This window comes from Ruegeria sp. BB1 (assembly GCF_056539465.1).
Genome location: NZ_JBQFVB010000004.1, coordinates 1 through 26,477, shown reverse-complemented (window position 1 = coordinate 26,477; position 26,477 = coordinate 1). Strand labels below are relative to the sequence as shown.

Below are 26,477 nucleotides of genomic sequence, written 5' to 3'. Positions count from 1 at the left end.
TTACCTTTCTGCCTGAAATTCAGTGATGCTCTCGCTGATTGCGCCTACTATCTCGTCGCATTGTTCTTTTGAAATGATCAGCGGGGGCGACAACACGATCCGGTCGCCGACTGGGCGGACAATCACGCCGCGCTCCATACATTTGCGGAACACGTGATGCCCGGCGTTAGCACCGGCATCCATCGGTGCTTTGCTCGACTTGTCGCTTACCAAGTCTATTCCCATCATCAGGTGGCTTCCGCGCACATCTCCGACAATCGGGAGATTCAGAAGCGACTTTGCGGTCTCTTGGAAGTAAGGTCCGACTTCGCGCACGTTTTCGAGCAGATTTTCACGATCCATGATTTCGATGTTTTTCAATGCCGCGGCACAGGCGACAGGATGCCCGAAATATGTCAGCCCCATCGACAACAAGCCGCCTTCGCATTGCGGCTTCGCTATAACATCATAGACCTTGGTCGAAATCAGAGTGGCGCCCAAAGGAATGTAGCCAGAGGTCAGACCTTTGGCGCAGACCAAGATATCAGGCTGGTAATCGAACAGTGTTTCTGAAGCGAACCATTCACCCAGCCGCCCAAACGCAGTCACGACCTCGTCAGCGATGTAAAGCATGTCGTAGCGCTTGCAGACCTCCCACATACGTTTGTGGTACCCCTTGGGTGCGACCAGCACACCGCCAGCGCCCATGATGGGTTCAGCAATAAAGGCCGCTACGTTGTCGGGACCCAGCTGCTGGATGCGCGCCTCGAATTCGCGAACGAGGTAGTCGCAGTATTCAGCGTCGCTCCAACCATCCGGCTTGGCATAAAGATTGGCTTCAGACACGTGGGTTATTAAGTCTTCTCCAATCCGGTCGAACCCGTGTTTTGTCCCGTGAATTCCGGTGAGTGATGCGGCGACATAGGTCGCGCCGTGATATCCGTTTTGACGGGAAATGATCTTTTTCTTTCGATGCTGACCTTTCTGGTCGAAATAGAAATGAACCAGCCGAATGGCGGCATCATTCGCTGTTGAGCCGCCACATGTGTAGTAAACGTGGTTCAAGTCACCTGGCGCAAGCTCTGCGAGTTTCGCACCCAGGTTGGCGGCAGGAACGTTGGAGCTGTGGCCAAACGGGTTGTAGTACTGCATGTTCATGACCTGCTCGGCGATGGTGTCTGCCATCTCCTTGCGTCCATGCCCAATGTTGACGCACCAAAGCCCGGCAATGCCATCCAACAGGCGGTTGCCCTCAGTATCGCTGACATGCATTCCCTCGGCGCGTTCAATTATCTGGCTGCCTTCCTTCGAGAATGTCGAGAAATCGGTATAGGGATGGATGAGGTGCGCGCGATCTTGGTCAAATGCGGCGTTTCGATCGAGGGTGGTCATCGTAGACTCCATGAATGCTTGTGCGCCATTCGGCTGATTCCTGAGGTCAGCATCGGCTAACAACCGTGCCCAACACAGTCCCCCACACGTGGTATCGACGCGACCAGAGACCTCCATCTAGGTAGCTGCCCAATGACCCTCAGAGTGTGTCTGGGGAAGCATCCATTCAGCAAAGGTGGCGAAAATGAAGGTCGGAGTGCCTACAGAAATCAAAGCAAACGAACATCGCGTAGGGCTGACGCCCGCTGCGGTCAGCGAGTATGTGGCGGCAGGCCATGAGGTCGTTGTCCAATCCTTGGCCGGGGCTGGCATCGGGGCAAGTGACGAGACCTATCGCGCTTCGGGCGCCATAATCGCTGATACAGCCGAAGAAATCTTTGCCACCGCGGATATGATCGTGAAGGTCAAGGAACCCCAAGCGTCGGAGTATAGCCAGCTGCGTGAAGGGCAAATCCTATACACCTATCTCCATCTGGCGCCTGATCCTGAGCAAACCAGAGGTTTGCTTTCATCGGGTTGCACGGCGATTGCCTATGAAACCGTAACCGATGCCGATGCGACATTGCCTTTGCTTGCTCCGATGTCTGAAGTCGCTGGCCGTCTGTCCATCCAAGCCGCAGCGAGCGCACTGGAGAAGCACAACAATGGCGAGGGTCTGCTACTTGGTGGCGTGCCTGGTGTAAAACCTGCCGAGATCGTCGTGATCGGCGGCGGCGTTGTAGGCACCAATGCTGCCAAGATGGCCGTCGGGTTGGGAGCACAGGTTACAATTTTTGACCGCTCACTAAAGCGCCTTCGTCAGTTGGATGACTTGTTCGATGGGCGAGTTCATACTGTCTATTCCACCAAAGCGGCGTTGGCTGATGCGGTGGCAACAGCGGATGCCGTAATCGGTGCGGTTCTCATCCCCGGCGCGGCGGCGCCACGCCTGGTAACACGGGACATGCTGGCCACGATGAAAGAAGGCGCGGCGTTGGTCGACGTCGCCATTGATCAAGGTGGGTGCTTTGAAACTTCAACGGCTACGACGCACGAAAACCCGACCTACGTTGTTGATGGTGTGGTTCATTACTGCGTTGCCAACATGCCAGGCGCAGTTCCCAAAACATCCAGCTACGCATTGAACAATGCCACGTTGCAACACGGGCTGGCACTGGCGAACAACGGTCTCAGGGCATTGGATAACCCCTTCCTTCTACAGGGTCTGAATGTGCACGAGGGCAAGCTGACTTACAAAGCAGCCGCTGACAGCCTTGAGTACGGATATTGCGACCCACGAGAAGCGTTGAAATGCGCCTGAGATAGATTGCGGCCCTTTGAGCCCTACCCACTAAGGGTGATTCAAGGGCCGCGTACCCTCTGCCAAACTCAAGCAGCACTACCAATCCAAATGAGAGATGAGTCTTTGACCCCAGCAATTCAGGCAATTGATATTTGCAAAAGCTATCCGGGTTCACCCCCGGTAGAGGCCTTGAAGAATGAAACGTTGTCTATCAACGACAACGAGTTTTTCACACTGCTCGGGCCATCAGGATGCGGCAAGACAACCTTGTTGCGGTTAATCGCAGGGTTTGAAGATCTCACCTCGGGTGAGCTGCGGCTTTACGGCGAGGATATCTCCTCAATGCCGCCGGAGAAGCGGCCCATCAACACCGTGTTTCAGCACTATGCGCTGTTTCCACACATGACCGTTGTTGAAAACGTGGCTTTCGGCCTGCGCCGCAGAGGAACGGATGTTGCTCAGGCACAAAAGACTGCGCTGGAGATGCTGGACTTGGTGCAAATGTCCCAATTTGCCAACCGCCGGCCCTCACAATTGTCTGGTGGGCAACAGCAACGTGTTTCCTTGGCGCGGGCCTTGGCCCCGCATCCAAAAGTTCTGCTGCTGGACGAACCCCTATCCGCGCTTGACCTCAAACTGCGTCAATCGATGCGAACTGAGCTTAAACGTCTTCAACGTGAAACAGGCATTACGTTCGTATTTGTGACTCACGATCAGGAAGAAGCCCTATCGATGAGTGATCGCATTGCGGTGATGTCGGCTGGCCGTGTGCAACAGATCGCATCGCCTTCTGAGATTTATGAACAGCCCCGGAATCGCTTTGTCGCGGATTTCATCGGGGACGCAAATTTCTTCCAAGGCAAGGTGACACATCAGAACGGGAATACAGCCCGCTTTCGGATATCGCCCGAAATCGAAATCGCCGCGCGAACTGAAAACACTCCGCCAGCCGGAGATGTTACACTGTTTGTACGGCCTGAGAAGCTCGATCTGCTGACATCAGCTACGTCTGAAACACTGCCAGGAGACGTGCGCGAGATTTCGTACCTAGGCAATACGACGGATTACGCCATTGATCTGCAGAATGGGCCAAGCATTGTTGTGCGCTCTGAAAATCATCACAACGGCGATGCACTTGCACTGCCCGGTGACGCTGTTCACGTGGGGATCGATCCCTCGGCCGTCCGCGTTCTGGAGGCCTGAACGATGCAAAGGATCAGGACCTTTGCCGGGATAGCCCCGGCGACTATCATGGTCGTCTTCTTCATGCTGCTGCCGATCTTGATCATCGTGGTTTACTCTTTCTTGGAAAAGAACCCCTACGGTGGTGTTCGCCCCGAGTTGTCATTTGAAGCTTATTCAAGGCTGCTGCTTGAAAGGGATTTTGACGACAACCTATCGTTCAACCCCTCTTACCTGTTGATCCTTTTCCGTTCCATCTGGGTCGCCGCTGTCTCGGTTGCGGCCTGCGTGCTGATCGGATTTCCGGTTGCCTACTACATCGCCATGCAACCGGCCGAGCGACGAAACCTGCTGATCTTGCTGATCACCATCCCGTTTTGGACCAACCTACTGATCCGAACCTATTGTTGGATTCTGGTCCTGCGGGACACCGGATTGATCAACGAAATGTTGCTGAGCCTCGGTGTTATCCAATCACCCATCCCGCTTCTCTACACTGAAGGTGCGATCATTCTGGGTCTGATCTACACCTATGTACCGTTCATGGTTTTGCCGATCTATGCGTCGCTCGAACGTCTGGATGTGCGTCTGATCGAGGCCTCGCGCGATCTCTACGCGTCGCGGATTGGTGCCCTGCGCCACGTCGTGGTTCCGCTTTCACTGCCGGGAATCGTAGCTGGTTCGATCCTGGTGTTCATTCCGTGCCTTGGTGCCTTTATCGCTCCGGAATTGTTGGGTGGCGGTAAGAACCTGATGCTGGGCAGCCTAGTACAATTGCAGTTCTCAACTTCGCGAGACTGGCCGTTTGGCTCTGCTTTGTCCGTCGTGATCATGATCGTCGTGATGCTGGCACTGCTCTTCTATGCACGTAACGCGCGCAACTCAGGAACGGAGCTTGTTCACTGATGCCAAAATCCCGTGATATCCGCGCATTGCCAGGGTTGAAGTGGTTTTCACTTGGCTTCTTTGTCTACCTGTACCTGCCCTTGCTGATCCTTGTCATTTTTTCGTTCAATGCCACAAAGTCCGCGACTGTTTGGGGCGGCTTCTCGCTGGACTGGTATGCCAAGGCCTTGGCCAACGATGACATTCGTCGTGCGGCCTGGAACAGCCTGGTCATCGCAACAACCGCGACTGTGTTTTCAACCACAATGGCGACGATGGCTGCGCTCTCGCTGACACGAAACAAGTCCTTGCCCCGGAAACCACTATTTAACGGCATGCTGTTGTTGCCGCTGATGGTGCCCGAGATTGTGACGGCTGTCGCGACGCTAACTTTGTTCGCAACGATCGGGCTGTCACTGGGCCTAGGAAATATCATCATTGCGCATACGGTTTTTTGCATTCCATTCGCCTACTTGCCAATCAGAGCGCGATTGCAGGGAATGGATGAAAGCCTGGAAACCGCCGCACGCGATCTTTATGCGAGCAAATGGGCAACCTTGCGATTTGTCACGCTTCCGCTTCTGGCACCGGGGATCGTATCCGGCGCGATGCTTGCCTTCATTATTTCGATTGATGATTTCATCATCACACTGATGGTCGCAGAAGCCGGGTCTACCACCCTGCCAATCTACATCTACAGCTTGGTTCGGATCGGGATCACACCTGAGGTAAACGCAGTTTCCACTGTGCTTCTGATCATTTCCATCTTCTTCGTCACTCTATCTTACCTCGTTGAAAAGCGCGGGAAATTCTGAACCAATGGGAGGAAATACTATGAAATTAACAACACTGGTGACTGGCCTTGGCCTCGTCGCGTCCGGCGCTTTGGCCGAAGGTGAGCTCTATATCTATAACTGGACCGACTACACGTCGCCTGAGCTTATCGAGAAGTTCGAGGCGGAGACTGGGATTACGGTGACGATGGACACTTATGACTCCAACGACACGCTTCTGGCCAAACTGAAATCCGGTGCGTCCGGCTATGATATCGTCGTGCCAAGCCATAACTACGTGCCCATCTTCGTCGCAGAAGATCTGTTTCAGAAAATCAATGCACAGGATCTGGAAGGGTATTCCAACATAGCTGAAGGGTTCCGTAACCCTCCATGGGATCCTGAGAACGAATACACAGTACCGTGGCAATGGGGATCGACATCCTTCACAGTGAATACGGACGTTTTTGGCGGTGATATCGACACCTATGAAACACTGTTCCGGCCACCAGAAGAGTTGCACGGTCAAATCGGAATGTTTAAAGCCCCGAGCGATGTGGTCGACATGGCATTGATCTATCTCGGCTATGGGGTCTGCAGCGAAAGCAAGGATGAAATGCGCGAGGTTCTTGAACTGCTGAAGCAGCAGAAACCTCATGTGGAAGTCTACAACTCTGATGGAATTCTCGAACGCCTCACTTCCGGCGACGCGGCCCTGCACCAAAACTGGAACGGGAACTCGATCCGGGCTCGTGCTGAAAACCCAGCTTTGAAATACGCCTTTCCACGAGAGGGTGTCTTGACCTGGGCCGACAACTTGGCGGTACCGGTCGGCGCGCAGAACTACGACAATGCGCTCAAATTCATTGAGTTTGTCTTGCGTCCGGAAAACATCGCTGTCCAATCAAATTTTGCTGGTTACTCGAACGGCATTTCAGGCAGTGAAGAATTCCTGAGTGAGGCGATGGCATCCGCGCCTGAGCTATCCCCCCCTGACGGAACGCCGTTGGTATTCTCAGAGACCTGTTCCGAGATCGCAACTGAATTGCAGAGCAAAGTCTGGACGACCCTCCTTCAGTAAATCGAAGGGCGGGCAAGACTGGCCCGCCTTGTTTCCCAATTGAATGTGCCATCTGGCATTAAGACATCATGACAGGCCGAAGACCTGCATGAACAGGAGAATTCATGCTTAATTCCGATATCAGCGCGCGTCGCGATGCAGCCATTTCAAATGGCGTAGGTATGCAGACGCAGGTTTACGTCCAGCGGGCTGCCAACTCAGAAGTTTGGGATGTTGAAGGCAAACGCTATATCGATTTTGCGGCTGGAATTGCGGTGGTTAACACTGGCCATTGTCATCCCAGGGTGATGGACGCAGTGCAAAAACAAGCTGCTAATTTCACCCACACATGTCACCAGGTCCTCCCCTATGAAAACTACATCCGCCTGGCCGAACGTCTGAACGAAAAAGTGCCAGGTCGCTTCGAAAAGAAAACGGTTTTCGTCACCACCGGTGCAGAAGCTGTTGAAAATGCGATCAAGATAGCGCGTGCCGCGACCGGTCGTCCGGCAGTTGTTGCCTTTGGTGGTGGATTTCACGGGCGTACCTTTATGGGCATGTCCCTGACCGGTAAAGTTGCCCCCTACAAGAAAGGCTTTGGAGCAATGATGCCGGACGTCTTCCATGTCCCCTTTCCTGTGGAGCTGCACGGAACGTCCACGGATGAGGCGCTGGGTGCCCTGACCAAATTGTTCAAAGCTGATCTCGACCCCGAACGTGTGGCAGCAATCATTATTGAGCCTGTTCAGGGCGAAGGCGGGTTCTATGCTGCTCCGGCTGAGTTGATGTCAGGTCTACGCGCTCTGTGCGATACGCATGGCATAGTATTGATCGCTGATGAGGTGCAAACCGGATTTGCCCGGACCGGCAACCTATTTGCGATGGATGGTTACGACGTCAGCGCTGACCTGACCACGATGGCAAAGGGTTTGGCTGGCGGGCTTCCTCTGGCCGCCGTAACCGGGCGCAAGGAACTGATGGATGCAGCGCAGCCGGGCGGGCTGGGCGGGACCTACGGCGGCAACCCTTTAGGTATTGCCGCAGCCAACGCCGTGCTGGATGTAATTGAGGAAGAAGACCTGTGCGCGCGGGCCAATGAACTAGGCTCACGCTTGAAGCAGCGCCTGGAAATGATCCGCGAACGGACACCGGAAATCGTCGATATCCGTGGACCCGGTTTCATGATTGCCGCTGAATTCAACACAAAAGACGGCAGCTCGCCAAACCCGGAAATGGCCAACGCCATTCGGGCAGAGGCCCTGTCGCGCGGATTGGTTCTGCTGACCTGTGGCGTCTACGGGAACGTCATCCGATTTCTTGCTCCGCTGACCGTGCCCGACGACGTTTTTGCTGAAGCAATGGACATTCTCGAAGCGTCCATCGACGCCGTGAAGGAAGCCTGAAATGCTGGATACCAAAGTGATGAAACTGAACCTCAAAGACCCCTCTCTGCTGGAAACGCGTGCTTACGTGAATGGAGAGTGGATCACTAAGAATAAGACCTTTGCAGTCTATAATCCGGCCAATGGCGATCTGATCGCGAATGTTGCGGACATGGATGCTGACGACGTGCGTGGCGCGATCGACGCAGCGTACGTTGCAAAGTCAGAATGGGCTGAACTCACCGGCAAGGAACGCGCCGCTGTTTTGCGCAAATGGCATGACCTGCTGGTTGAAAACGCCGATGATCTGGCAATGATCCTTACCGCAGAAATGGGTAAACCTTTGGCCGAGGCCCGCGGTGAAATCATCTATGGGGCATCCTTCATTGAGTGGTTTTCCGAAGAAGCCAAACGGATTTATGGTGACGTTATCCCCGGTCACCAGCGCGACAAACGCATCGTTGTTTTGAAACAACCAGTGGGCGTTGTTGGGTCTATCACACCCTGGAACTTTCCGAATGCGATGATCGCGCGCAAGGTTGCCCCTGCGCTGGCTGTGGGCTGCACATTTGTTGCACGCCCCGCTGAGCTCACTCCGCTGTCAGCACTTGCCATGGCGGTGTTGGGTGAACGTGCAGGTATTCCCGCAGGCGTTTTCAACGTTATCCCATCATCTGACAGTGCCGGAGTGGGCCAAGAACTCTGCGCGAATGAAAAGGTCGCCAAAATCACGTTCACCGGTTCCACAAGGGTTGGCAAAATCCTGATGCGGCAGTGCTCGGATACCATCAAGAAAATGTCGTTGGAATTAGGTGGCAACGCGCCCTTCATCGTCTTTGATGACGCCGACATCGATGCCGCGGTCGAGGGTGCAATGATCGCAAAATACCGCAACAACGGGCAGACCTGTGTGTGTGCCAACCGCATTTATGTGCAGTCGGGTGTATACGATGAATTCGCAGGAAAACTTCAAGAAAAGGTTGCCCGATTGAGCATCGGCGATGGCTTCAGCGATCACGTGACCATCGGACCTTTGATCAATGAGGCTGCAATGGCAAAAGTTGAAGAACACATTGCTGATGCGGCATCCAAAGGCGCGGTCATAGTCGAAGGCGGAAAGCGTTCAGATCTTGGTGGCACATTTTTTGAGCCAACGGTTTTGACTGATGTGACCCAAGATATGAAAGTAGCCAAGGAGGAGACATTTGGTCCGATCTCCCCGCTTTTCCGGTTCGAGGATGAAGCTGATGTCGTCACCATGGCCAATGATAGTGAGTTCGGGTTGGCATCCTACTTCTACAGCCGTGATTTGACCCGTGTGTGGCGCGTTTCTGAGGCTTTGGAAAGCGGGATGGTCGGGATCAACACTGGCTTGATTTCAACTGAGGTGGCGCCCTTTGGCGGCATCAAGCAATCCGGACTGGGTCGCGAAGGCTCGAAATATGGAGCAGATGACTTTCTGGAGGTCAAATACCTTTGCTTGGGTGGTATCGACTGAAGCCCTCCGTCCTGGAATGCACATAACACCAAGTCGCGAAGCCGCGTCTCTATAGCGGAGCGGTTGCTTTTAAGTCGCCCGTCAGATCGGACATTACGGTACCTGCCACGTCTAAGTGGCAGGGCATCGGTTGGGATAACAACAACCCCAACCCAAATGCCACCTGATCAAAAACTATGTGCTGACTAACTCAACACGGCGCAAACAAACCCACGTTACATCCACCGAGAAGGACCCAAACCGCTAAGCCCACTCTTGGTATTCTTTCATCACCCTCCTAAACGCCTCCATCTCAGCTTCTTCCCTAGTAAAGGCCAAGGCTGCAGGGAAGTACAAAGGCCGTAAGCCCACTGCACAAGCCAAAGCGGAGGAGGTCAGAGAACTAAAGGCGCAAGGAGTACGGCCCACTGACATCGCAAGGCAACTCAACATCGGACGAGCGTCCGTTTATCGCATCCTGTCGAGCAAAGAGGAGACAGCGTAGTGACAGCAGAGGACGGCATCCTCAGCGTCTCCGAAGAAAACACTGACGGTCGGACGCTGAGCATGTCCATCCTTTGAGGGTAACTGTCTCAGCATCCACGCCTCACTGACTGAAGTCCTCCCGCTAGTTGCCTATAAGGCGGCACACAGAGACTCACAGATTGCTGGAAGGTGTTTCAGCTTGGGGAGTTACCTGACGGGCCTTCAGCCGTTCTAGGGTCACTTCCATGGTGCGTAGAAGCGGTTTCGGCCCTTGGGGTGACTGAAGGGGGGCACGGGGGAAACACCCATTTCCGAATGGCAATATACCATCGTAAATCTTGAAAGCAGTTTTCGATTCTACGTAGCTCCTTCATCACATGGTGTGAATTGTCGGCTGGCGTTCTACCCACCTGACACGACATAGGTTCGACCAGTCGCTGCGTTGAAACAAAACAGAGGGACATCCACCCTTAAGGAACCCTCAATCGAAATCTATAAACAAATCCTGATCCGCACCGGAACGCAGCTCCCGAATATCGGTAGCCTCATAAGACGTACCGGCCTTTTTGAGATCGGCGACAAAACTAATCGGATGATCTTCTTTGTGAGCTTCAAGAAACAGGTTGTATTGGACAGTAGGCAGACTGAAGGTGATACGCCTACTCTCGCCTCCTATAATCCCCTTCAAGGAGACTTTTCCAATCTTCTTCACGCTTTCCCTACGGAAGCTAATCGCCTTGCCTTCAACGTAAACACCTTCCAGCGGAGGGTCCTTACGAAACTCAGACGCTGCCTGTGAAAGACGCTCAGCAACCAGCGTCGGCACTTCAACTATTGGAGCCTCGTAGCTCCTAAGGTCGCTCAAACTGGCTGTTAAGGTCACTTTTTCGGTGCCGTTCACCTCCAACATGCCACTCAGTGCCGAGCAAAGATTTGCGCTGACACCTTTCTCGACCAATGGGACAAATCTCTTGTCGAACCATTCAGCTTCGTCGAAAGACTCAGCCGCTGCGTCGGCAGCTACCGACGTGGCATTCAGAAGTGTTTTAAGAACTTGGGAGCCATATGGAGGAGGCGGGTCAATTCCTGGCAGGTGTTCGCTTCGGTCCTTCATAACCGGAGCTAGTACAGTCATGACAAAGCTGCCGTGTTCCGTCTGCCCAAGCCGCGCTTCATTCATAAAAGTAGTAGCTCGATCTGGACGCCTACCATGATAGACCCTGCGGGGTTCGACTACGGAGCTTGCTGAAGAGAGCAACAGCTCTCGTATATTCGATAGTAATTTTGCGCCATCATCAAACGAAACCGTCCCGTTTTTCGATCCCGGCCCAACGGCGGACACCTTTAACCTCTCGAACCCGCTCATCAGCATCTTACGAAAGACTTCTTCAATGCTGGTGTCGACCGCTAGAGCAATTTCTGAAAGAACTTCATGGATTCGGGGGTAATAATCGCGTGTCCCCTGTGCCGGTACCAATACCTCGGTATCCTCCAGCTCCCAAACAGTCGAATACTTTTGCCTACTACGCCGCACCCATCCATTTGCCTCCAAGAAGGCAAGTACATTTTCTACCTGCAAGTGCTTAAGCAAGTCTGTGTCGAAACTGTTCATCCTCACGCGCCCGGCTCAAACGGCTCAAAGCCATCGGCTATTCTATGCATGGTTTCGTGAAGAAATGTTGCAGAAAATAGGTTGGCTGTCGGTATCCTAAGAGTTTTAGATTGCTGATCCGAAGGAAGCTCTTCCCTTCCCCTAATCGATATCCAATAAGAGCTAAAACTAAGTTTCGTAAAGTCGCGATCATACGCGATCCAAGCCTCACTTTCGGCTGGCACGAGCGTAACCACGAGTATTCGAGGTGTAGCCACCCTCTCATCACGAAGGTTATCGTAAAGAGATTTGTCAGCGGTGTAAGAAAAATCGTCTGCCTTTGGGTCGAGCGGAGCTGAAATTAGTTTAGATTTGGATTGAACATCCAGCTTTGGCTTGCTCAGTTGCAGCCCGCGAACTCTTGATGAAATGGTGAAGTCAATCTTGTCATCGTCCGGTTCGGGTTTGCTGACAGCGCAACCGAGTGAAGCGCAGACAGCCCGAATATGCGCGCCCGCGAACCCTTCCTGCTTTGCAGACATCGACGAATAGTGATCTGGATTTATGGCGGCTGGAAAATTCATAGCAATCTCAAAGTCATCCAGCTCATACAACCAAAAATAGAGTTGGATTCAAGAACTATTCGCTCTGAGGTTTCGATTCTCGCAGTTTAGATTGTTGTACAAAGCGTGTGGTGCTGACGTGTGGTGATGGGTGAACGCCCAATCAATCAACACGTTGATATATAATGGAAATACCACATGCCAGAATGGTGGCGGAGACGAAGGGATTCGAACCCTCGAGACCCTTCCGGGCCTACTCCCTTAGCAGGGGAGCGCCTTCGACCACTCGGCCACGTCTCCGCTGGCGGGTATATCCTTGCCTGTCACCCGGATACAAGGCGATTTTCTATGCCTTGCTCACTTTTCTCAAATTCGTCGCAAACGCACACGCAATCAGCGAAATTTCGACGCTCTTGAAGACAGATATAGGCAGTCGTAATTGCGCGAAGGAATTCTTCAAACTACTCAAAATGACGCGCTCTGAACTGAAAACTTGCCAAATACACGGGCTATAAGGCATATTTGTATAGATTTATTAGCGTATAATTCAAAAATACGAATTTATTGAGGGGCAAACCGAGCGGTGGGCGCGATGCGCTCAGTACCTATCTGTGGGGGAAGGACGTTAGGTTGGCTTGGTTGAAATCGTTACTCATTGTTTGTTGTGTTTTGCTTCTGCCGTTGCAGGCCTTAGCCAACATAGGAAAAGTCATTGGCGTCGAACAAGGCGCTGAAATAACGCGCGCGGGGAAATCGCAGCCCCTGCGCGCAGGGATGGAAGTTGCGTCAGGCGACTCCATTTCCACAGACGGCAGCGGTCTGGTTCAGTTGATTTTCGTCGATGAAACCAAGATCGCGATTGGCCCGAATGCTCGGATGACACTGGATGTGACAATGCTGCGCGGCAACAAAAAGGCCAAGAACTTCGCGGTTCAGGCCCTTGGCGGCAGCTTTCGCTTTATCTCTGGCAAAAGTAAAAAGCGCGCCTACTCGATTCAAACGCCCACTGCGACCATGGCCGTACGCGGAACGACTTTTGACATATGGGTCGCGCCCGGCGCGCAAAGCGCCATGCTGATTTTACAGGGCCGGGTAGAAATGTGTGGTCAGAACGGCATTTGCCAAGAGACCGGGCGCAAATGCAACCTTCTCGCCACCACACAGAGTGGACGTATCGGGCGCTCTGTCGATCAGGAAAGTTACGAACAAGCGGTGGAAGAAGGGTTCCCCTTTGTTCAGTCACAAGAGCAATTGCTGATTCCATTGCAAACAGATGTGACGGGCTGCGGCAGGGACGCCGTGCCACCTCTGCCGCAACGATCAGAGGTCCCTGCATCCGGCCCTAACTGGGGGCCGCGTGAAGTGCAAAGCGCTGGGGCCTCCGGGTCGTCCCCGTCAAACAGCGTCGGCGTCGGCATCGGCAATGGCGGCAGCGTCGGCAGCAGCACTGGCAGCAGCAACGGCAGTGGCGGCAATGTCGGAAACGGTAGCGGCAGTGGCGATGGCAGTGGCGGCTCGATCGGCGGCGGTTCCGGCAGCGGCGGGCCAGGCAGCGGTGGCACGATTGGTGGTGGCGGAACAGGGGGATTTGGCGGCGGCAGCGGCAGTGGCACCACTGGCGGTAACGGCGGCAATAGCGGCGGTTGAGCAAACACAGGCCCCGCTGCATGACATCAGATCCGTCGTTGTCGCAGAAAAATGCGCACATCCCGTTCAGGTCCGTCCGGGCTGACCACGATATTCGGAGGCAAACGTGACCGGGAAGCCCAAAGAAAGAACAGGGCGGCGGCGGGCCTTCCAGCTGGTCGGGCTGGGCCTGATCCTTTTCGGGTGTTTTATCCGGGTTCTCGATCCGTATCCGGTGCGGATGACACGGCTGATCTATTTCGACATTCTGCAACGCATCTCACCCCGCGAATACAACCCTGATCTGCCTGTCCGCGTGGTGGATATCGACGAACAGTCGCTTGCAAACTGGGGGCAATGGCCCTGGCCCCGAACCCTATTGGCACAGATGGTCCAGAACCTGGGCGAATATGGGGCTGCCGCTATCGCCTTTGACATTTTGTTCGTCGAACCTGACAGGTTCTCGCCTGCGCGGTTGCTGGAAGAACCCTCGCTCTCTGGGGTGCTGTCAGTTGAGCGCCACGCCGAGAAGCTGGACCATGACGTGCTTTTCGGAATGGAGATCGCCAATTGGCCGGTTGTATTGGGCGCAGCTGCCCGGCAATCCAGCGACGGCAGGCACGTCACGCCGATGACCGGGATCATCGAAATAGGGGAATCGCCGACCTCAGGGCTGATTACTGTTCCTTATTGGACCCCACCAGCCTCACCGCTGGATCGAACGGCAGCAGGCATCGGAGGGGTCAATGTCTCACCCCTTGGCGGTATGGGCATCGTGCGCCGCGTGCCTATCTTGTGGGGCGGGCCGGATGGTGCGCTGCCGGGGCTGGGGATTGAGGCGCTAAGGGTTGCCATAGACGAACCCGTCATCATTGCCGAAGGCATGCCGGATGAGGCCGGTATCATGCTGGCGGTCGAGATTGGTCAATTCCGCCTACCAACCACCGAAAACGGCGAGGTCTGGGTCAGATACAGGCGCGATAACCCGGACCTGTATCTGTCAGCTGATGATATCATGCAGCCACAGGACAATCCCGATCTGCGCGCCGAAATCGAAGGGCGGATCATTCTGGTCGGCACGTCGGCCGCCGGATTGTTTGACATGCACCAGACACCTTTGGGTGAATCTGTTCCGGGCGTGTCGATCCATGCGCAAATTCTTGAACAGGTCCTGACCGACGAAATGCTAAGCCGCTCGGATGTGACGTCGGCGCTCGAACTGCTGTCTTTCGTCATTCTTGGCGTAGTGGTCACGGCCGTCATGGCGCGGTTCGGGGCGGTTGCGTCATTTGTTGCAGGTGGCGTTGCTGCGGCGGTTGTCCTTGGCATCAGTTGGCTGGCATTCCAGCACCAGTTGGTTCTGTTCGACGTTACCTTTCCGCTGATGGGGGGCATGGCTAATTTCGGCCTGCTGGCGGGCTATCTGTTCATCTCGACCGAGCGCGAAAAACGTGTGATCCGACAGATCTTTTCCCACTATGTCGCGCCCGAGATTCTGGACGAAATTGAGGTGTCTGGGCATCAGCTTCAACTGGGCGGTGAAACACAAGAGATCACCGTCATGTTCTCGGATATACGAGGCTTTACGCCTTTGTCCGAGTCTGTTTCGGCCACCGATCTTGTCACCTTGCTGAATCAACTTTTTTCTCAGATCGGCGACCAGATATTGCTGGAACGGGGCACCATAGACAAATTCATCGGCGATGCGGTAATGGCGTTTTGGAACGCTCCCCTGCCAGTCGAAGATCACCCATGCCGTGCCGCAAAGGCGGCGCTGTTGATGCGACGGGCGCTGGTAGAGTTCAACGCCTCGGACGTCATGCAGGGGCGGCCGCCGATTGCGCTGGCGACCGGTTGCGCCACGGGTCGGGCCTGCGTCGGTAATATCGGGTCAAAGCGCAGGTTCAACTATACCGTCATCGGGGATGTGGTGAACGTCGCCGCACGGATCGAACAAAGCTGCCGCCATGTGGACTATGACATCGTTGTCTCAAGTTCGGTGTATGAGAAAACGCGGCACGAAATGGCGATGCTTGAGGCCGGGTATGTCGACCTTAAGGGACGAACTGACCTGGAACCCGTTTTCGTGCTGGTTGGCAATCAAGACGTACTGGAAACCCCTGAATTTCAGAAATTGGAAACAACCCACCAAAGGCTGATCGCGGCTATTCGGGACCGGCACCCTCAGGATCGGATTGAACGAATATGCGAGGATTGCATCGAACAAGCCCACCATATCGAACCCGGATTGATGAAGTTTTATTACGCGCTGTCCGGCAGGGCTGCCGATTTCCGGTCGGATTTCCAATCCAATCAGTTGATCTTCAGCCACCAAAGACGCGCCCGGAAACCATCAGCCTGAGCAATTTGAATGGAAAGGCTATGCCAATTCCGCCAGCGCCGCATCAATGCGTGTTAGCATCGGAGATCGCCCTGCAGACTCGACGATGACGCGGGCCCGGCTTAGATGCTCGATAGCCTGCGCCTTCTTTTTCTTCGCCTTGTACAGCAGCCCCATGATCATATCACAGCGCGCGATATAGTGGCCCTTTTGGTCGAACTGAGGGTTCTTGCGCACCTGCTCAACCATCGCGATCAGACGTTTTTTTCCAAACAGCATAACCCAAAGGATCGACCGGAAATTTCGAAACAGAACCCCCAGCGAACCGCCGCCTTCACCTGTTAGGATGGCCAGATACATCTCGCACAGAAACAGACGGGCCCAGTCAGCGGATATCTGAGTGCCCTCGTCGGTACGTTTCTGAATGGCGCATTCAATCTGGCGCAACCCGTCCGTAATCCGACCGTTCAGCGCATAGGCCACCCCCAGCATCGCCGCGGGCCCGAAGGTGAACAGCGTCCACCCCTTTTCGTTGCAGGCCTTGATGTGGTTTTGGACCACCTCAGTCGCCCCTGGCATTTCCAGCGGCACCATGGCTCCTACTCTGGCTGCTTCGGCTATGGCCAACTCAAATTCGACCTTTGATGCTTTGCGCGCCTTCTCAGCCATTTCAAGCGCCAGTTCGTGATCATCGGTGACCATCGCGATCAGCGCCTTCATGGCGGTTCCATAGCCCAGCGCACGCGGGTCGTTTTTGGCTTTTCCCAAGGCGATCATCCGATCTGATGCGGCATGCGCCCGCGCCACCCGCCCCCGTGTCAGTTCGTTCCAGCCAACAGTGGCCTGATAAAAATTGTGGATATAGGCGTCGTCGATCTGATCCAGCACAGCCTCGACTTCGCGTTTTCGCGCCTCGAAACGGTCATTGTCGATCGGCGCGTGATAGATTGAGACCGAAAGCTCATTCACCATGGCATACGCCTTAGAGGCCGGATCATTCAGACGACCTGCCATGTCTGTCAGTTCCTGCTGAACCCAATGCGCCTCGTGATACTTGCCGTTGCAGACCAGACAAGAAACATAGTGGTGCAGGAACAACGTGTGATCCTGACTGTCACCAGCCTTTTGCAGGATCGGGCGAACTGTCCCGGCCAGTTCGATAATCTTTTTGACCCGCAGTGAGATATTGGAACACAGCGCGAAACTGGCCATGAATCCGGCAAATTCTGCATCTGTGGCGCAACTTGGGTCGTTTTGGTACAGCTCAAGAGCGTCCACAAAATACCGGTTGGCTTCGTCCAGTGAATAAACGCCGAGGCATTTATCACCAGCCATGGCACTGTAGTGAAACGCCTGATCTGCCCGATCCGTCTGTCCATAGTGAAAGGCCAGCACCTCGGCGGCCTCGTGCAACCGGTTGGCGTTGCGCATCACCAACGCCTCGGCAATGGCAAGATGCAGGTCGGACCGGCGGGACAGAACCAGGCTTTGATAGACCGAATCCCGCAGCAGCACATGTTTGAAGATGTAATCCGACGAATTCGGCTCGCGGTACAGCACATCTTGCGCTTGCAGCCGTTGTAGGGTGGCGCCGGTTGACTTGGTCGTCTCGGTGATCTGGGACAAAAGACCGGGATCAAAACGCCGACCAATCACGGCTGCAGCCTGCAGCAAGGCGCGATCTTCGGGATCAAGTCGTTCAATTCTGGCTGTCAAAAGACTGCGCATGGTGACGGGCAACCCGCTGTCGCTGATATCCGCTTCGATATGGGCGCGGCCATTTTCGACGAGCAAAACTCCCTGATCCAGCAGAAAGCCCAAGATTTCTTCGCCAAACAGTGGATTGCCCCCAGCACGGTCAGCCAGCTGTTCTGCCAACCCATCGGGCAGAGCATCCACCCCAAGACGGTTTTGCGCCAGCGTGGCAAGGTCTTCGACCCTCAGCGGGCGAAGCGCCACGGTTGTCACCCCTGTCATGTTTTGCCAACTGGGTGTGTATTCGGGTCGCCGTGTCTGGATGATCAGCAGGTTCGACAGACCCGGAGCCTCGATCATATTCGCCAGCAAATTCTTTGACGCGCTGTCGATCCAATGGCCATCTTCGATCAGCAAAACAACCTGGCCCCGCGCGCATTTCAGGCGCAGCAGCTCGGTCAGCAACTCGCGAATACGCAGACCGATCAGAACACCGTCGAGACCGTCCAGAGCCCCCTCGGGCGGTGTGAGACCCAGAAAATTCATCATTAACCCAAGGTTCTGTTGCGTGAACAGCCCGGATTTTTTTAACCCGGCCTCAAGCTTGGCCCGAACCCGCAGCGGGTTGTCGACATCGGTGATGAGAAATGAATTTCGCGTGATTTCCAGGAAGGGCAGAAACGGAACCTGCTGGCCATCGGCAAAGCAGTTTCCCGTCAGGACCGACACCTCGTCCGCAGGTAGGCGATGAAGAAACTCGAAAACCAGCCGCGTTTTGCCCAACCCCGGCTCGGCAACCAGGTCAATCACGGACCGGGTGTCTTTTGCCCGCTCCAGCGCGGTGGAGATCGTGCTTAGTTCATCTGTTCGGCCAACATAGCCGCTCAACCCTTGCGCCACTGATGCGTCGAACCGGGTTGCGTCGGGGTGAACGGCCTGCAACTGCCACAGCTTTTGCGGCGCGGACAGACCCTTGATCTGATGTTCGCCGAAAAAGCCAAGTTCGGTCACCCATTGGACCAGCCCCCGTGTGGTGTCGCAGATCAGGCTTCCACCCGACGGGGCAAGATTTTCAAGCCGCGCGGCCAGATTCACTGTGCTGCCCACAGCAGTCGTCGGGCCGCTCTCGCCCTGGACAGCCGCCATCAGAACCGTACCGGAACTGATCCCCACACGCACCTTCGGGCGCACGCCGAAACGCGCTTCGATATCCGCGGCGGACGCTTCGAATGCCGCATGGATCGCCATAGCGGCCCGGCAGGCCCGCAGTGCCGTATCTTCGGTCGCGTCGGGAATGCCGAACAGCGCCATTATGCTGTCGCCAGCAAAATCGCGCACCGTTCCACCGTGGGCCTCGACCGCCCGGACCAGCGTATCGTAGGTCAGCCGAACAAAGCCCAACGCCTGTTCTTCCCCAAGCGATGCAACAATTGCGGTGTAGCCGACCATATCGGCAAACAGCACCGTGACCTGACGCCGTTGCTCGCTATCTGCTTGTTCCCGCTTAGGTTTATCCGCAATCTTCCCCATACCTGCAAAGGTGTACTACAGCCAACCCAGGCTCGCCAGTATTTGCAGATGAATTGCCGCAAAGGCTTATTCAAATAGCAGTGAAAATGTCACGCCCAAAGCCGGGTGCGATCATAGTCGGCGACACCTGTCTGTTTCAGACAGTTTCCGCCCAAAGATCATCTGCCTGAGGGATGCTGCAGACCCCAAGATACCGACGAACCGTCTCAGTCATTCCAAAGTTCAGAGCATCGCAAAACAACGCGTGCCCGATGGACACTTCGGCAATCGACGGGATCCAAGCGATCAGTTTGCGCGTGCCACTGACCGTCAGATCGTGGCCCGCATTGACCTTGAGCCTTTGCGCCGCAGCCGCGGTCGCTGCGGCGGTCAGACGGTCAAGTTCCCGCGTCTCGGCCACTGGGTCGTCATAAGATCCGCCGAACGGGCCGGTATAAAGTTCAACCCGATCTGTTCCGGTCATCGCGGCATGGGGCATGTGCGCTGCCTCGGGATCGCAGAACAGCGACACGCGGTGACCCTTCGCCTGTAACCCGGCAACCACATCCGCAAGCATCGCGCCCTGTGCCGGGAAATCCCAACCATGATCACTTGTCGCCTGACCCGGATCATCGGGAACCAACGTCACCTGGTCCGCGCGCACCTGCTGAACCAGCGACAGAAACCGTTCATCTGGATAGCCTTCGACATTCAATTCCCGGTCTGGAAATTCCGCGTCAAGCATAGAGCGTAGCCCGCGCACATCATCGGGCCGGGTGTGACGCTCATCCGGGCGAGGGTGCACCGTCACGCCCGCCGCGCCCGCGTTCAAGGCGATCCTTGCCAGACCTATCAAATCCGGCCAGGGGTGCTCACGCCTGTTGCGCAGCAGGGCGGCAACATTCAGATTTACCGAAAGGTCCGTCATCACCCTGCCCTACAGCCGAAAGGATTGCACATGTTCGGGCGTCGGCACGCCATCGATGTTTCGGGGATCAGGAATAGGATCACCAACCGACGTGTGAACGGGAATGACCCCGGCCCAGATGGGCAGATCATAATCCTCTTCCTCGTCATTTGGACCGCCCGTGCGGACCTTGGCGCTACCTTCCGATATATCCATGCCCAGCACCATTGTTGCCTTCAGATCCTGCGCGTGATCGGGCCGCAGGCTTTCATATCGCCCCGGGAACAGGCCGTTCACAAACCTGCCTAGCTTGTCCAGCTTTTCTGCCGGGTCTTCAACCTTGACCGCGGTGCCAAACAACGTGACCGACCGCGAATTAACGGAATGATGCATACCGGACCGAGCTAGGACAAACCCGTCAAGAATTGCGACCGAGAGACAAACCTGCGCATTGCGAGAATTGCGCAGCGCACGACTGGCCGAGGACCCGTGCCAATAGATGCGATTGCCCTCTCGCCATTGCAACGTCGGAGTGACAAAGGGCTTGCCATCAATCACATAACCCACGCTGCACATGGGTTGCGCGTCCAGGATACTGTTGATGGTGGCACGGTCGAAATGCCCCCGCTCATGGGATCGACGCAGGCGGGATTTGTCGGTGATGTTCAAAGTCTCATTCATGGTCATAGCTCGGGTTTGATCTTGCTATGTCTGTAGTGCCCGGGTATTGGATGTTTTTAAATGTCCAATTTTAAAACTTTTCCTAAGGCCAATTTGAATCGAGATCTTTTTGCGATCTCGGTGGATGCATCGCTGAAGACCTCGCTTCAGGCGCAACTGCTTGAGGCGCTGCGCGGTCTCATATCTAAGTCCTCTGACCTGGTCGGGACGCGGCTGCCAGCCAGCCGCACACTGGCATCCGAGTTGTCGATATCCAGAACAACGGTTCAGGCGGTTTATGACCAGATGATCAGCGAAGGGTATCTGGTCACCCGGCAAGGCAGCGGTACATTTGTGGCCAGCGAGATCACCCACCTGTCGCAACCGCAGCCCATCCCCCGCCCGGCGGGTCCAAAGACCCAGAAATGGCTGCCCTTTCAAACCGGTCTGCCGGATCAATCCCTGCTGCCGCACAAACAATGGGCACGCCACCTTGAACGCGCATGGCGCAACCCAACACCCGAGCTTTTGGCGCGAGCGGACCCTTTGGGTTGGTATCCGCTGCGCGCGGCCATCTCGGACCACGTTGCCGCGTGGCGACACTTGTCCTGTGATCCGGGGCAGGTTGTGATCACCTCAGGCGCGCGCGAAGCCTTCGAGGTTATATTCCACGGGCTGCTTGGTGCGGGCAAACAAGTTGCGATCGAAGACCCATGCTGGCCGAAACTTCACACGATTCTGAGGGATACAGGAAACTTAGCCTGCCCCGTGCGTATCGATCAGGACGGGCTGGATGTGACACGCCTTCCAGACAAGGCCCATGCCACTATCGTCACGCCTTCGCGGCATTATCCAACAGGGGTCAGCCTGCCCTTGCCCCGCAGGGTCGCCTTGCTGGATTGGGCCAGACAGACCGGTGCGGTGGTGATCGAGGACGACTACGACAGCGAATTCCGCTATCGGGGGCAACCTTTGCCATCGCTTTCGGGGTTGGATGGCCTCAATAACACGATCTACCTTGGCAGCTTTTCAAAACTCGTCAGCCCGGCACTGAGGATCGGGTATCTAGTTGTGCCCAAACACATGCTGCAAAGCACGCGGACCTATCTTGATCGTGTGGGACCACGCGCCTCGCTGATCCCGCAACCCGCCTTGGCGACATTCATGAACAGCGGTGAATTCGCTATGCATTTACGACGCATGCGACGTGTTTATGCGCGACGTCAGAGCCATCTGCTCAGCGCGCTCGCCCCCGCCTGTGACCTACTGGAGCTTCAGCCGGACTCGTCGGGCATGCATCTTTGCGTTGCACTTCGAGCGGCACTTGCAGACAGAATGTCCGACATTGAAATCAGCCAGCGTGCCGGGGAAAACGGACTGCGCATCAGCGCACTGTCTGACCAATGTGTGTTGCCGCAAAAGATGCAGGGCTTACTGCTGGGGTACGCGGCGTTTGACGAAGATACACTTTCAGACGCGGCGGATCGGTTGGTTTCTCTTATACAGCTGCCACTTTGAAGCAAGCCACGCTGCCCACTGGTAATGGTCAAAAAGTTTTTCACACGTGAAGCACACAACATGATATCGTCAAATTAGAATATATATTCTCGGTATTTCACACGCTGAATCCACGAACTCTGTGAATGGGGAGGTTCACATGCTTCGACTGTCTGTCTGCTTACTTACTTTCGTCTCAGTCCCGGCAAGCGCTTTTGCCGATGCCGTTCCCACCAAGGAAGCCGCCGAGGGAACCTTTGCCGAGCGTCCCTTTTCACCCTACGCCAACCGCACTTTCCCCGAGCGCCCGCTTTGGGGCGACACGCATCTGCATACGGGGCTGTCACTAGATGCGGGCGCATTCGGCAACACGCTGCTGCCTGACGACGCATGGCGATTTGCTAAAGGCGAGCAGGTGATTTCCTCCACCGGGCAACCAGTCAGACTGGCCAGACCACTGGATTGGATGGTTCTGACCGATCATACTGACCTGATGGGTTTCGCGCCCGATCTGCAGGCGGGCAAACCCGGTGTGATCTCAGACCCGAAGGGGTTGGAATGGTACGAAGGATACAAGGCCGGTGGCGAAGAAGCTGGTAAAGCAGCCTTCGATATCATCACAAATTTTTCTCAGATGACGTTGCCGGAGATTTTGCTGGAGTCCTACAGCCCGGGGGCCGATGCTTTTGCGTTCACCTGGGAACATATTGTCCTGGCCGCGGAACGGCACAACGATCCCGGTCAATTCACCGCGTTTATCGGTTTCGAATGGACCTCGGTGCCCAAGGGCTTCAACCTGCACCGGAATGTTATGTTGCGCGACGGACCAATCCGCGCGTTGCAGGTTGTTCCGCCGGTAACACAGCCACCCTACGGCAACACCGATCCCAAGGCGCTTTACTCTTGGCTGGAGGATTACGAAGCCAAAACCGGCGGCCGGGCGGTGGCTTTCGCCCATAACGGCAACCTTTCGAACGGCTGGATGTTCCCAACCGAAGACACGTATCACGGTGGCCAGGTTGACGAAGAATACGTCCAGAACCGCGCAAGGTGGGAGCCTCACTACGAGGTCACGCAAATCAAAGGAGACGGCGAGGCCCACCCGTATCTCAGCCCGGATGATCCCTTTGCCGATTATGAGAACTGGGATATTGGCAACCTCGATATCACCGAATTGAAAACCGAGGACATGCTGGCGGGCGAGTATGCGCGCGAAGCCCTCAAGCGCGGCCTGATGCTAGAAGAAAAGTTCGGCGTGAACCCCTATAAATTCGGCATGGGCGGCGCGACTGACAGCCATACTTCGCTGGCAACCGCCGAAGAAGACAACTTTTTTGGCAAATCTGTAAGTGTGGAACCGTCGCCCACCCGGATACAACATCCCTTTATTGCCAATGAGCTGGGCGAGATACCGGGCGATCTGCTGGTCGCTTCGGGCTACACTGCCGTTTGGGCCACCGACAACACACGCTCAGCCATTTTCGATGCGTTCAAGCGCCGCGAAACCTATGCGACCACCGGTCCTCGGATCGGTTTGCGTTTCTTTGGAGGCTGGGCGTTTGACGAGGGCGACCTTGAGACGCGCTTTCTGGCGGATGTCGGTTACACGAAAGGCGTACCCATGGGTGGTGACCTGCGCCCGCGCGAAGGGGATGGCGCACCGAATTTCCTGATTGGTGCCTTGCGCGACCCGATCGGTGCAAATCTGGATCGGGTTCAGGTCGTCAAAGGATGGCTGGATGCAGACGGGTCGATGCAGGAAAAGGTTTATAATGTCGCCTGGTCTGATGATCGGCCACAGGATGCAGATGGCAACCTACCCGAGGTCGGTAATACTGTGGATGTGGAAACCGCGAGCTGGAGCAATACCATCGGCGCGTCCGAGTTGATCACTGTTTGGTCCGACCCGGATTTCGACCCGAATGAACGGGCCTTTTATTACGTCAGGGTTCTGGAAATCCCCACCCCGCGTTGGTTGCTATACGACAAGTTGCGGTTTGGCATTGATCTGCCGGAAGACGCACAACTGATACATCAGGAACGCGCCTATTCCTCACCGATTTGGTACACTCCGGGGTGAATGGCCTTTTTCGAAGAACCACCACTGCGTTGGAATATAAGCGTAATTATTCTGCAGTCTGTTTGACTTATCCAAGGACCCGCCACTACTATTAAGGCGGGTCTGAAAGCGTCTTCGGAACTAAGCATGCATATTTTGAAAGAACCCCTGCTCCACTTTATTCTGATCGGAGCCGCCATCTTTGGCTGGTTTGCCATTGTGGGCCCAAAGGACGAAAGCGCTGAACGGGGTGATGCAATTGTTATCGACGACGCTGATGTCACGCTTTTGGTCACCCGCTTTGAAACAACCTGGAAACGCCCGCCCAATGACGCAGAGTTGCAGGTGCTGATCGACGCCCTGGTGCGCGAGGAAATCTTGGTGCGCGAGGCGCGCAACCTGGGGTTGGATCGCGGGGATCAGGTAATCCGGGCACGGTTGGCACAAAAGATGGATTTCCTGTCGGATGCAATCGCCGCCTCGGTAGACCCCGAAGATGCAGTGCTTGAAACTTATGTCGCAGCAAACTCGGCACGTTTTACTAAACCTTGGCAGATTGCATTCGATCAGGTGTATCTGGGCGATCAGCCGGTGCCCGAGGATGTGGACACCGCGCTTACCGCACTAACAGCGGGCAGGGAATGGTCAGAGTTTGGTGTACGATCCCTGATGCCTCGATCAATGCCGCTGTCGCCCGCCGGCGCCGTCGATGCCGCATTTGGCCCGGGGTTTTCGGCTGCGCTGGTCCCATTAGAACCGGGCGTCTGGGCTGGGCCGATTCAATCGGGATATGGGATGCATCTGGTCCGTGTAACCGAAACGCGCCTCGAATATCTGCCGCCACTTACGGACATTCGCGATGCGGTTCTGATAGCATGGCGTCGGGACACGGCCGAGGAACTGGCGCAAGCGCAATACGAAACCCTTGCCGCGCAGTACCGGGTTGAAACACCAGGGTCCGGTGAATGAGGGCCCTGTTTTGCTTGATAATAGCGATCTGGTTGGCCTGCACCCCAAAGTCCGGCAATGCACACGCGCTTGACCCCGGATATCTGGACCTCCACCAATTGACGCCAGGCACCTGGCAAGTGATGTGGCGCATACCGGATGTGAACGGCCAACCCATGAGGATTGACGCGATCCTGCCCGAAGCTTGCACCCCATCGCACGGTCCACCGCCGATCTTCGACTCGGTTGCTTGGGTTTCCTCTTGGGTTGCAGAGTGCGGGGCTGAGATCGAAGGACACAAAGTCAGAATCCGGGGCCTCGAACGACAAAACAACGATGTCCTTCTGCGCGTTCAGCCACTGGAATCTGCGATTTCCACCCTCCGGTTCACACCTGAAGAGCCGGCCCTGACTTTGCCAATAGATCCGACCACATGGTCCGTTTTCATCAGCTATTTCTGGCTTGGCTTCGAGCATATCCTAGAAGGGTGGGACCACCTTCTGTTTGTCTTCGCCTTGTTCATTCTGGTGCGTGATCCTTGGCGGCTGGTCGGCGCAGTGACAGCCTTTACAGTCGCGCATTCGATCACGCTGGCAATGGCAACGCTGGGGGTGCTGCACGTTCCTGCCGCCCCGGTCGAAGCGGTGATTGCCCTGTCGATCGTTTTCCTGGCCCTGGAAATTCTCAAACACAAAGAAGGGCAGATCAGACTGTCCGAGCAATACCCATGGATTGTCTGCTTTTGTTTTGGTCTGCTACACGGGCTGGGTTTTGCCGGTGCCCTGTCCGAGATCGGCCTGCCCTCTCAGGATATCCCAGCTGCACTTCTGGCCTTTAACCTTGGGGTCGAGGCCGGACAACTTACCTTTATTGCGGGCCTGTCAGTAGGAATGTTTCTGTGGCGTCAAGTGGCGCGCTTTAATCCATCACGGCTGAGCGGGGTTACCCGACCAATCACTGGCTATGTCATCGGCAGCGTGTCGGTCTATTGGCTGGTCGAGCGTGTCAGTGGGTTTTAATTTATTGGCCTCGCATCGCTGAGGTCTATTTGGTTTTCCGGCATTGAAGCTTTGTTTTGGATGAGGTTATTGCCTCTCACCCTATTGTTTTGTGGTTCTGACGGGTTGAGGGTGTTAAGCGATTGATCTTGGGGATCAATTGTAGTGTGACCGGGCTGTTCTGA

The 26,477-nt window shown here is 55.4% G+C and carries 20 protein-coding genes and 1 tRNA gene; 14 read left to right on the top strand and 7 right to left on the bottom strand.

What is annotated here, in order from left to right; all coding sequences use genetic code 11:
• Nucleotides 1–1,371: an aminotransferase gene (locus ACR0AL_RS11035; protein ID WP_480663016.1), complete on the bottom strand. Its 1,371-nt coding sequence runs from the start codon at nt 1,369–1,371 to the stop codon at nt 1–3.
• Between the two features lie 184 nt (nt 1,372–1,555).
• Here ACR0AL_RS11035 and ald point away from each other — a divergent pair, with 184 nt between their 5' ends.
• The 8 genes from ald (at nt 1,556) to ACR0AL_RS10995 (ending at nt 9,917) form a co-directional block, all read left to right on the top strand.
• Entirely contained in the window at nt 1,556–2,671 is a 1,116-nt protein-coding gene (gene ald, locus ACR0AL_RS11030; protein ID WP_480663014.1) for an alanine dehydrogenase, read from the top strand.
• Between the two features lie 6 nt (nt 2,672–2,677).
• Entirely contained in the window at nt 2,678–3,856 is a 1,179-nt protein-coding gene (locus ACR0AL_RS11025) for an ABC transporter ATP-binding protein (protein WP_480663012.1), read from the top strand.
• Between the two features lie 3 nt (nt 3,857–3,859).
• A complete protein-coding gene (locus tag ACR0AL_RS11020; RefSeq protein ID WP_480663010.1) occupies nt 3,860–4,741 on the top strand; it encodes an ABC transporter permease in 882 nt (293 codons plus the stop codon).
• Entirely contained in the window at nt 4,741–5,535 is a 795-nt protein-coding gene (locus tag ACR0AL_RS11015) for an ABC transporter permease (RefSeq protein ID WP_170403489.1), read from the top strand. Before ACR0AL_RS11020 ends, ACR0AL_RS11015 begins: the two co-directional genes overlap by 1 nt.
• 19 nt (nt 5,536–5,554) lie before the next feature.
• Nucleotides 5,555–6,574, top strand: a complete 1,020-nt coding sequence (locus ACR0AL_RS11010) for an ABC transporter substrate-binding protein (protein WP_480663007.1) — start codon at nt 5,555–5,557, stop codon at nt 6,572–6,574.
• A 104-nt stretch (nt 6,575–6,678) separates the two neighbouring features.
• Complete coding sequence (locus ACR0AL_RS11005; protein ID WP_480663005.1) at nt 6,679–7,956, top strand: 4-aminobutyrate--2-oxoglutarate transaminase; 1,278 nt, start codon at nt 6,679–6,681, stop codon at nt 7,954–7,956.
• Nucleotide 7,957: 1 nt separating this feature from the next.
• Nucleotides 7,958–9,433 (top strand): NAD-dependent succinate-semialdehyde dehydrogenase, encoded by a 1,476-nt coding sequence (locus ACR0AL_RS11000; protein ID WP_480663003.1) that lies wholly within the window; start codon nt 7,958–7,960, stop codon nt 9,431–9,433.
• A gap of 268 nt (nt 9,434–9,701) precedes the next feature.
• On the top strand, nt 9,702–9,917 hold the full coding sequence (locus ACR0AL_RS10995) for a helix-turn-helix domain-containing protein (protein ID WP_480663243.1): 216 nt from the start codon (nt 9,702–9,704) through the stop codon (nt 9,915–9,917).
• A gap of 462 nt (nt 9,918–10,379) precedes the next feature.
• On the opposite strand, the gene ACR0AL_RS10990 is transcribed toward ACR0AL_RS10995, so the two are convergent.
• From ACR0AL_RS10990 to ACR0AL_RS10980, 3 genes are all read right to left on the bottom strand, one after another.
• Nucleotides 10,380–11,510, bottom strand: coding sequence for a hypothetical protein (locus ACR0AL_RS10990; RefSeq protein WP_480663001.1), 1,131 nt, complete (start codon nt 11,508–11,510; stop codon nt 10,380–10,382).
• A 2-nt stretch (nt 11,511–11,512) separates the two neighbouring features.
• Complete coding sequence (locus ACR0AL_RS10985; RefSeq protein ID WP_480662999.1) at nt 11,513–12,073, bottom strand: DUF4365 domain-containing protein; 561 nt, start codon at nt 12,071–12,073, stop codon at nt 11,513–11,515.
• A gap of 189 nt (nt 12,074–12,262) precedes the next feature.
• Nucleotides 12,263–12,352 (bottom strand) — tRNA-Ser (locus ACR0AL_RS10980).
• 474 nt (nt 12,353–12,826) lie between these two features.
• On the opposite strand from ACR0AL_RS10980, the gene ACR0AL_RS10975 reads away from it, so the two are divergent.
• Together ACR0AL_RS10975 and ACR0AL_RS10970 are read left to right on the top strand one after the other, a co-directional pair.
• Nucleotides 12,827–13,699 (top strand): FecR family protein, encoded by an 873-nt coding sequence (locus tag ACR0AL_RS10975; RefSeq protein WP_480662997.1) that lies wholly within the window; start codon nt 12,827–12,829, stop codon nt 13,697–13,699.
• 106 nt (nt 13,700–13,805) lie between these two features.
• The gene (locus ACR0AL_RS10970; RefSeq protein WP_480662995.1) at nt 13,806–16,040 is read left to right on the top strand and encodes a CHASE2 domain-containing protein; all 2,235 of its coding nucleotides are present in this window, start codon (nt 13,806–13,808) and stop codon (nt 16,038–16,040) included.
• 18 nt (nt 16,041–16,058) lie between these two features.
• On the opposite strand, the gene ACR0AL_RS10965 is transcribed toward ACR0AL_RS10970, so the two are convergent.
• From ACR0AL_RS10965 to ACR0AL_RS10955, 3 genes are all read right to left on the bottom strand, one after another.
• Nucleotides 16,059–19,244 (bottom strand): ATP-binding protein, encoded by a 3,186-nt coding sequence (locus ACR0AL_RS10965; protein WP_480662993.1) that lies wholly within the window; start codon nt 19,242–19,244, stop codon nt 16,059–16,061.
• Between the two features lie 136 nt (nt 19,245–19,380).
• Nucleotides 19,381–20,151 carry a pyridoxine 5'-phosphate synthase gene (locus ACR0AL_RS10960; protein WP_480662991.1) on the bottom strand — a complete coding sequence of 257 codons (771 nt, stop codon included), beginning with the start codon at nt 20,149–20,151 and terminating at the stop codon, nt 19,381–19,383.
• Between the two features lie 9 nt (nt 20,152–20,160).
• Complete coding sequence (locus tag ACR0AL_RS10955; protein WP_170350148.1) at nt 20,161–20,811, bottom strand: pyridoxamine 5'-phosphate oxidase family protein; 651 nt, start codon at nt 20,809–20,811, stop codon at nt 20,161–20,163.
• A 93-nt stretch (nt 20,812–20,904) separates the two neighbouring features.
• On the opposite strand from ACR0AL_RS10955, the gene pdxR reads away from it, so the two are divergent.
• The 4 genes from pdxR to ACR0AL_RS10935 all read left to right on the top strand — a co-directional run bounded on the left by pdxR (nt 20,905) and on the right by ACR0AL_RS10935 (nt 26,313).
• Nucleotides 20,905–22,308 carry a MocR-like pyridoxine biosynthesis transcription factor PdxR gene (gene pdxR / locus ACR0AL_RS10950; RefSeq protein ID WP_480640988.1) on the top strand — a complete coding sequence of 468 codons (1,404 nt, stop codon included), beginning with the start codon at nt 20,905–20,907 and terminating at the stop codon, nt 22,306–22,308.
• Between the two features lie 139 nt (nt 22,309–22,447).
• Complete coding sequence (locus ACR0AL_RS10945; protein ID WP_480662989.1) at nt 22,448–24,367, top strand: DUF3604 domain-containing protein; 1,920 nt, start codon at nt 22,448–22,450, stop codon at nt 24,365–24,367.
• A gap of 126 nt (nt 24,368–24,493) precedes the next feature.
• Nucleotides 24,494–25,315, top strand: coding sequence for a peptidylprolyl isomerase (locus ACR0AL_RS10940; protein ID WP_170350145.1), 822 nt, complete (start codon nt 24,494–24,496; stop codon nt 25,313–25,315).
• Nucleotides 25,312–26,313, top strand: coding sequence for a HupE/UreJ family protein (locus ACR0AL_RS10935; RefSeq protein WP_480662987.1), 1,002 nt, complete (start codon nt 25,312–25,314; stop codon nt 26,311–26,313). Before ACR0AL_RS10940 ends, ACR0AL_RS10935 begins: the two co-directional genes overlap by 4 nt.
• Nucleotides 26,314–26,477 lie beyond the last annotated feature (164 nt).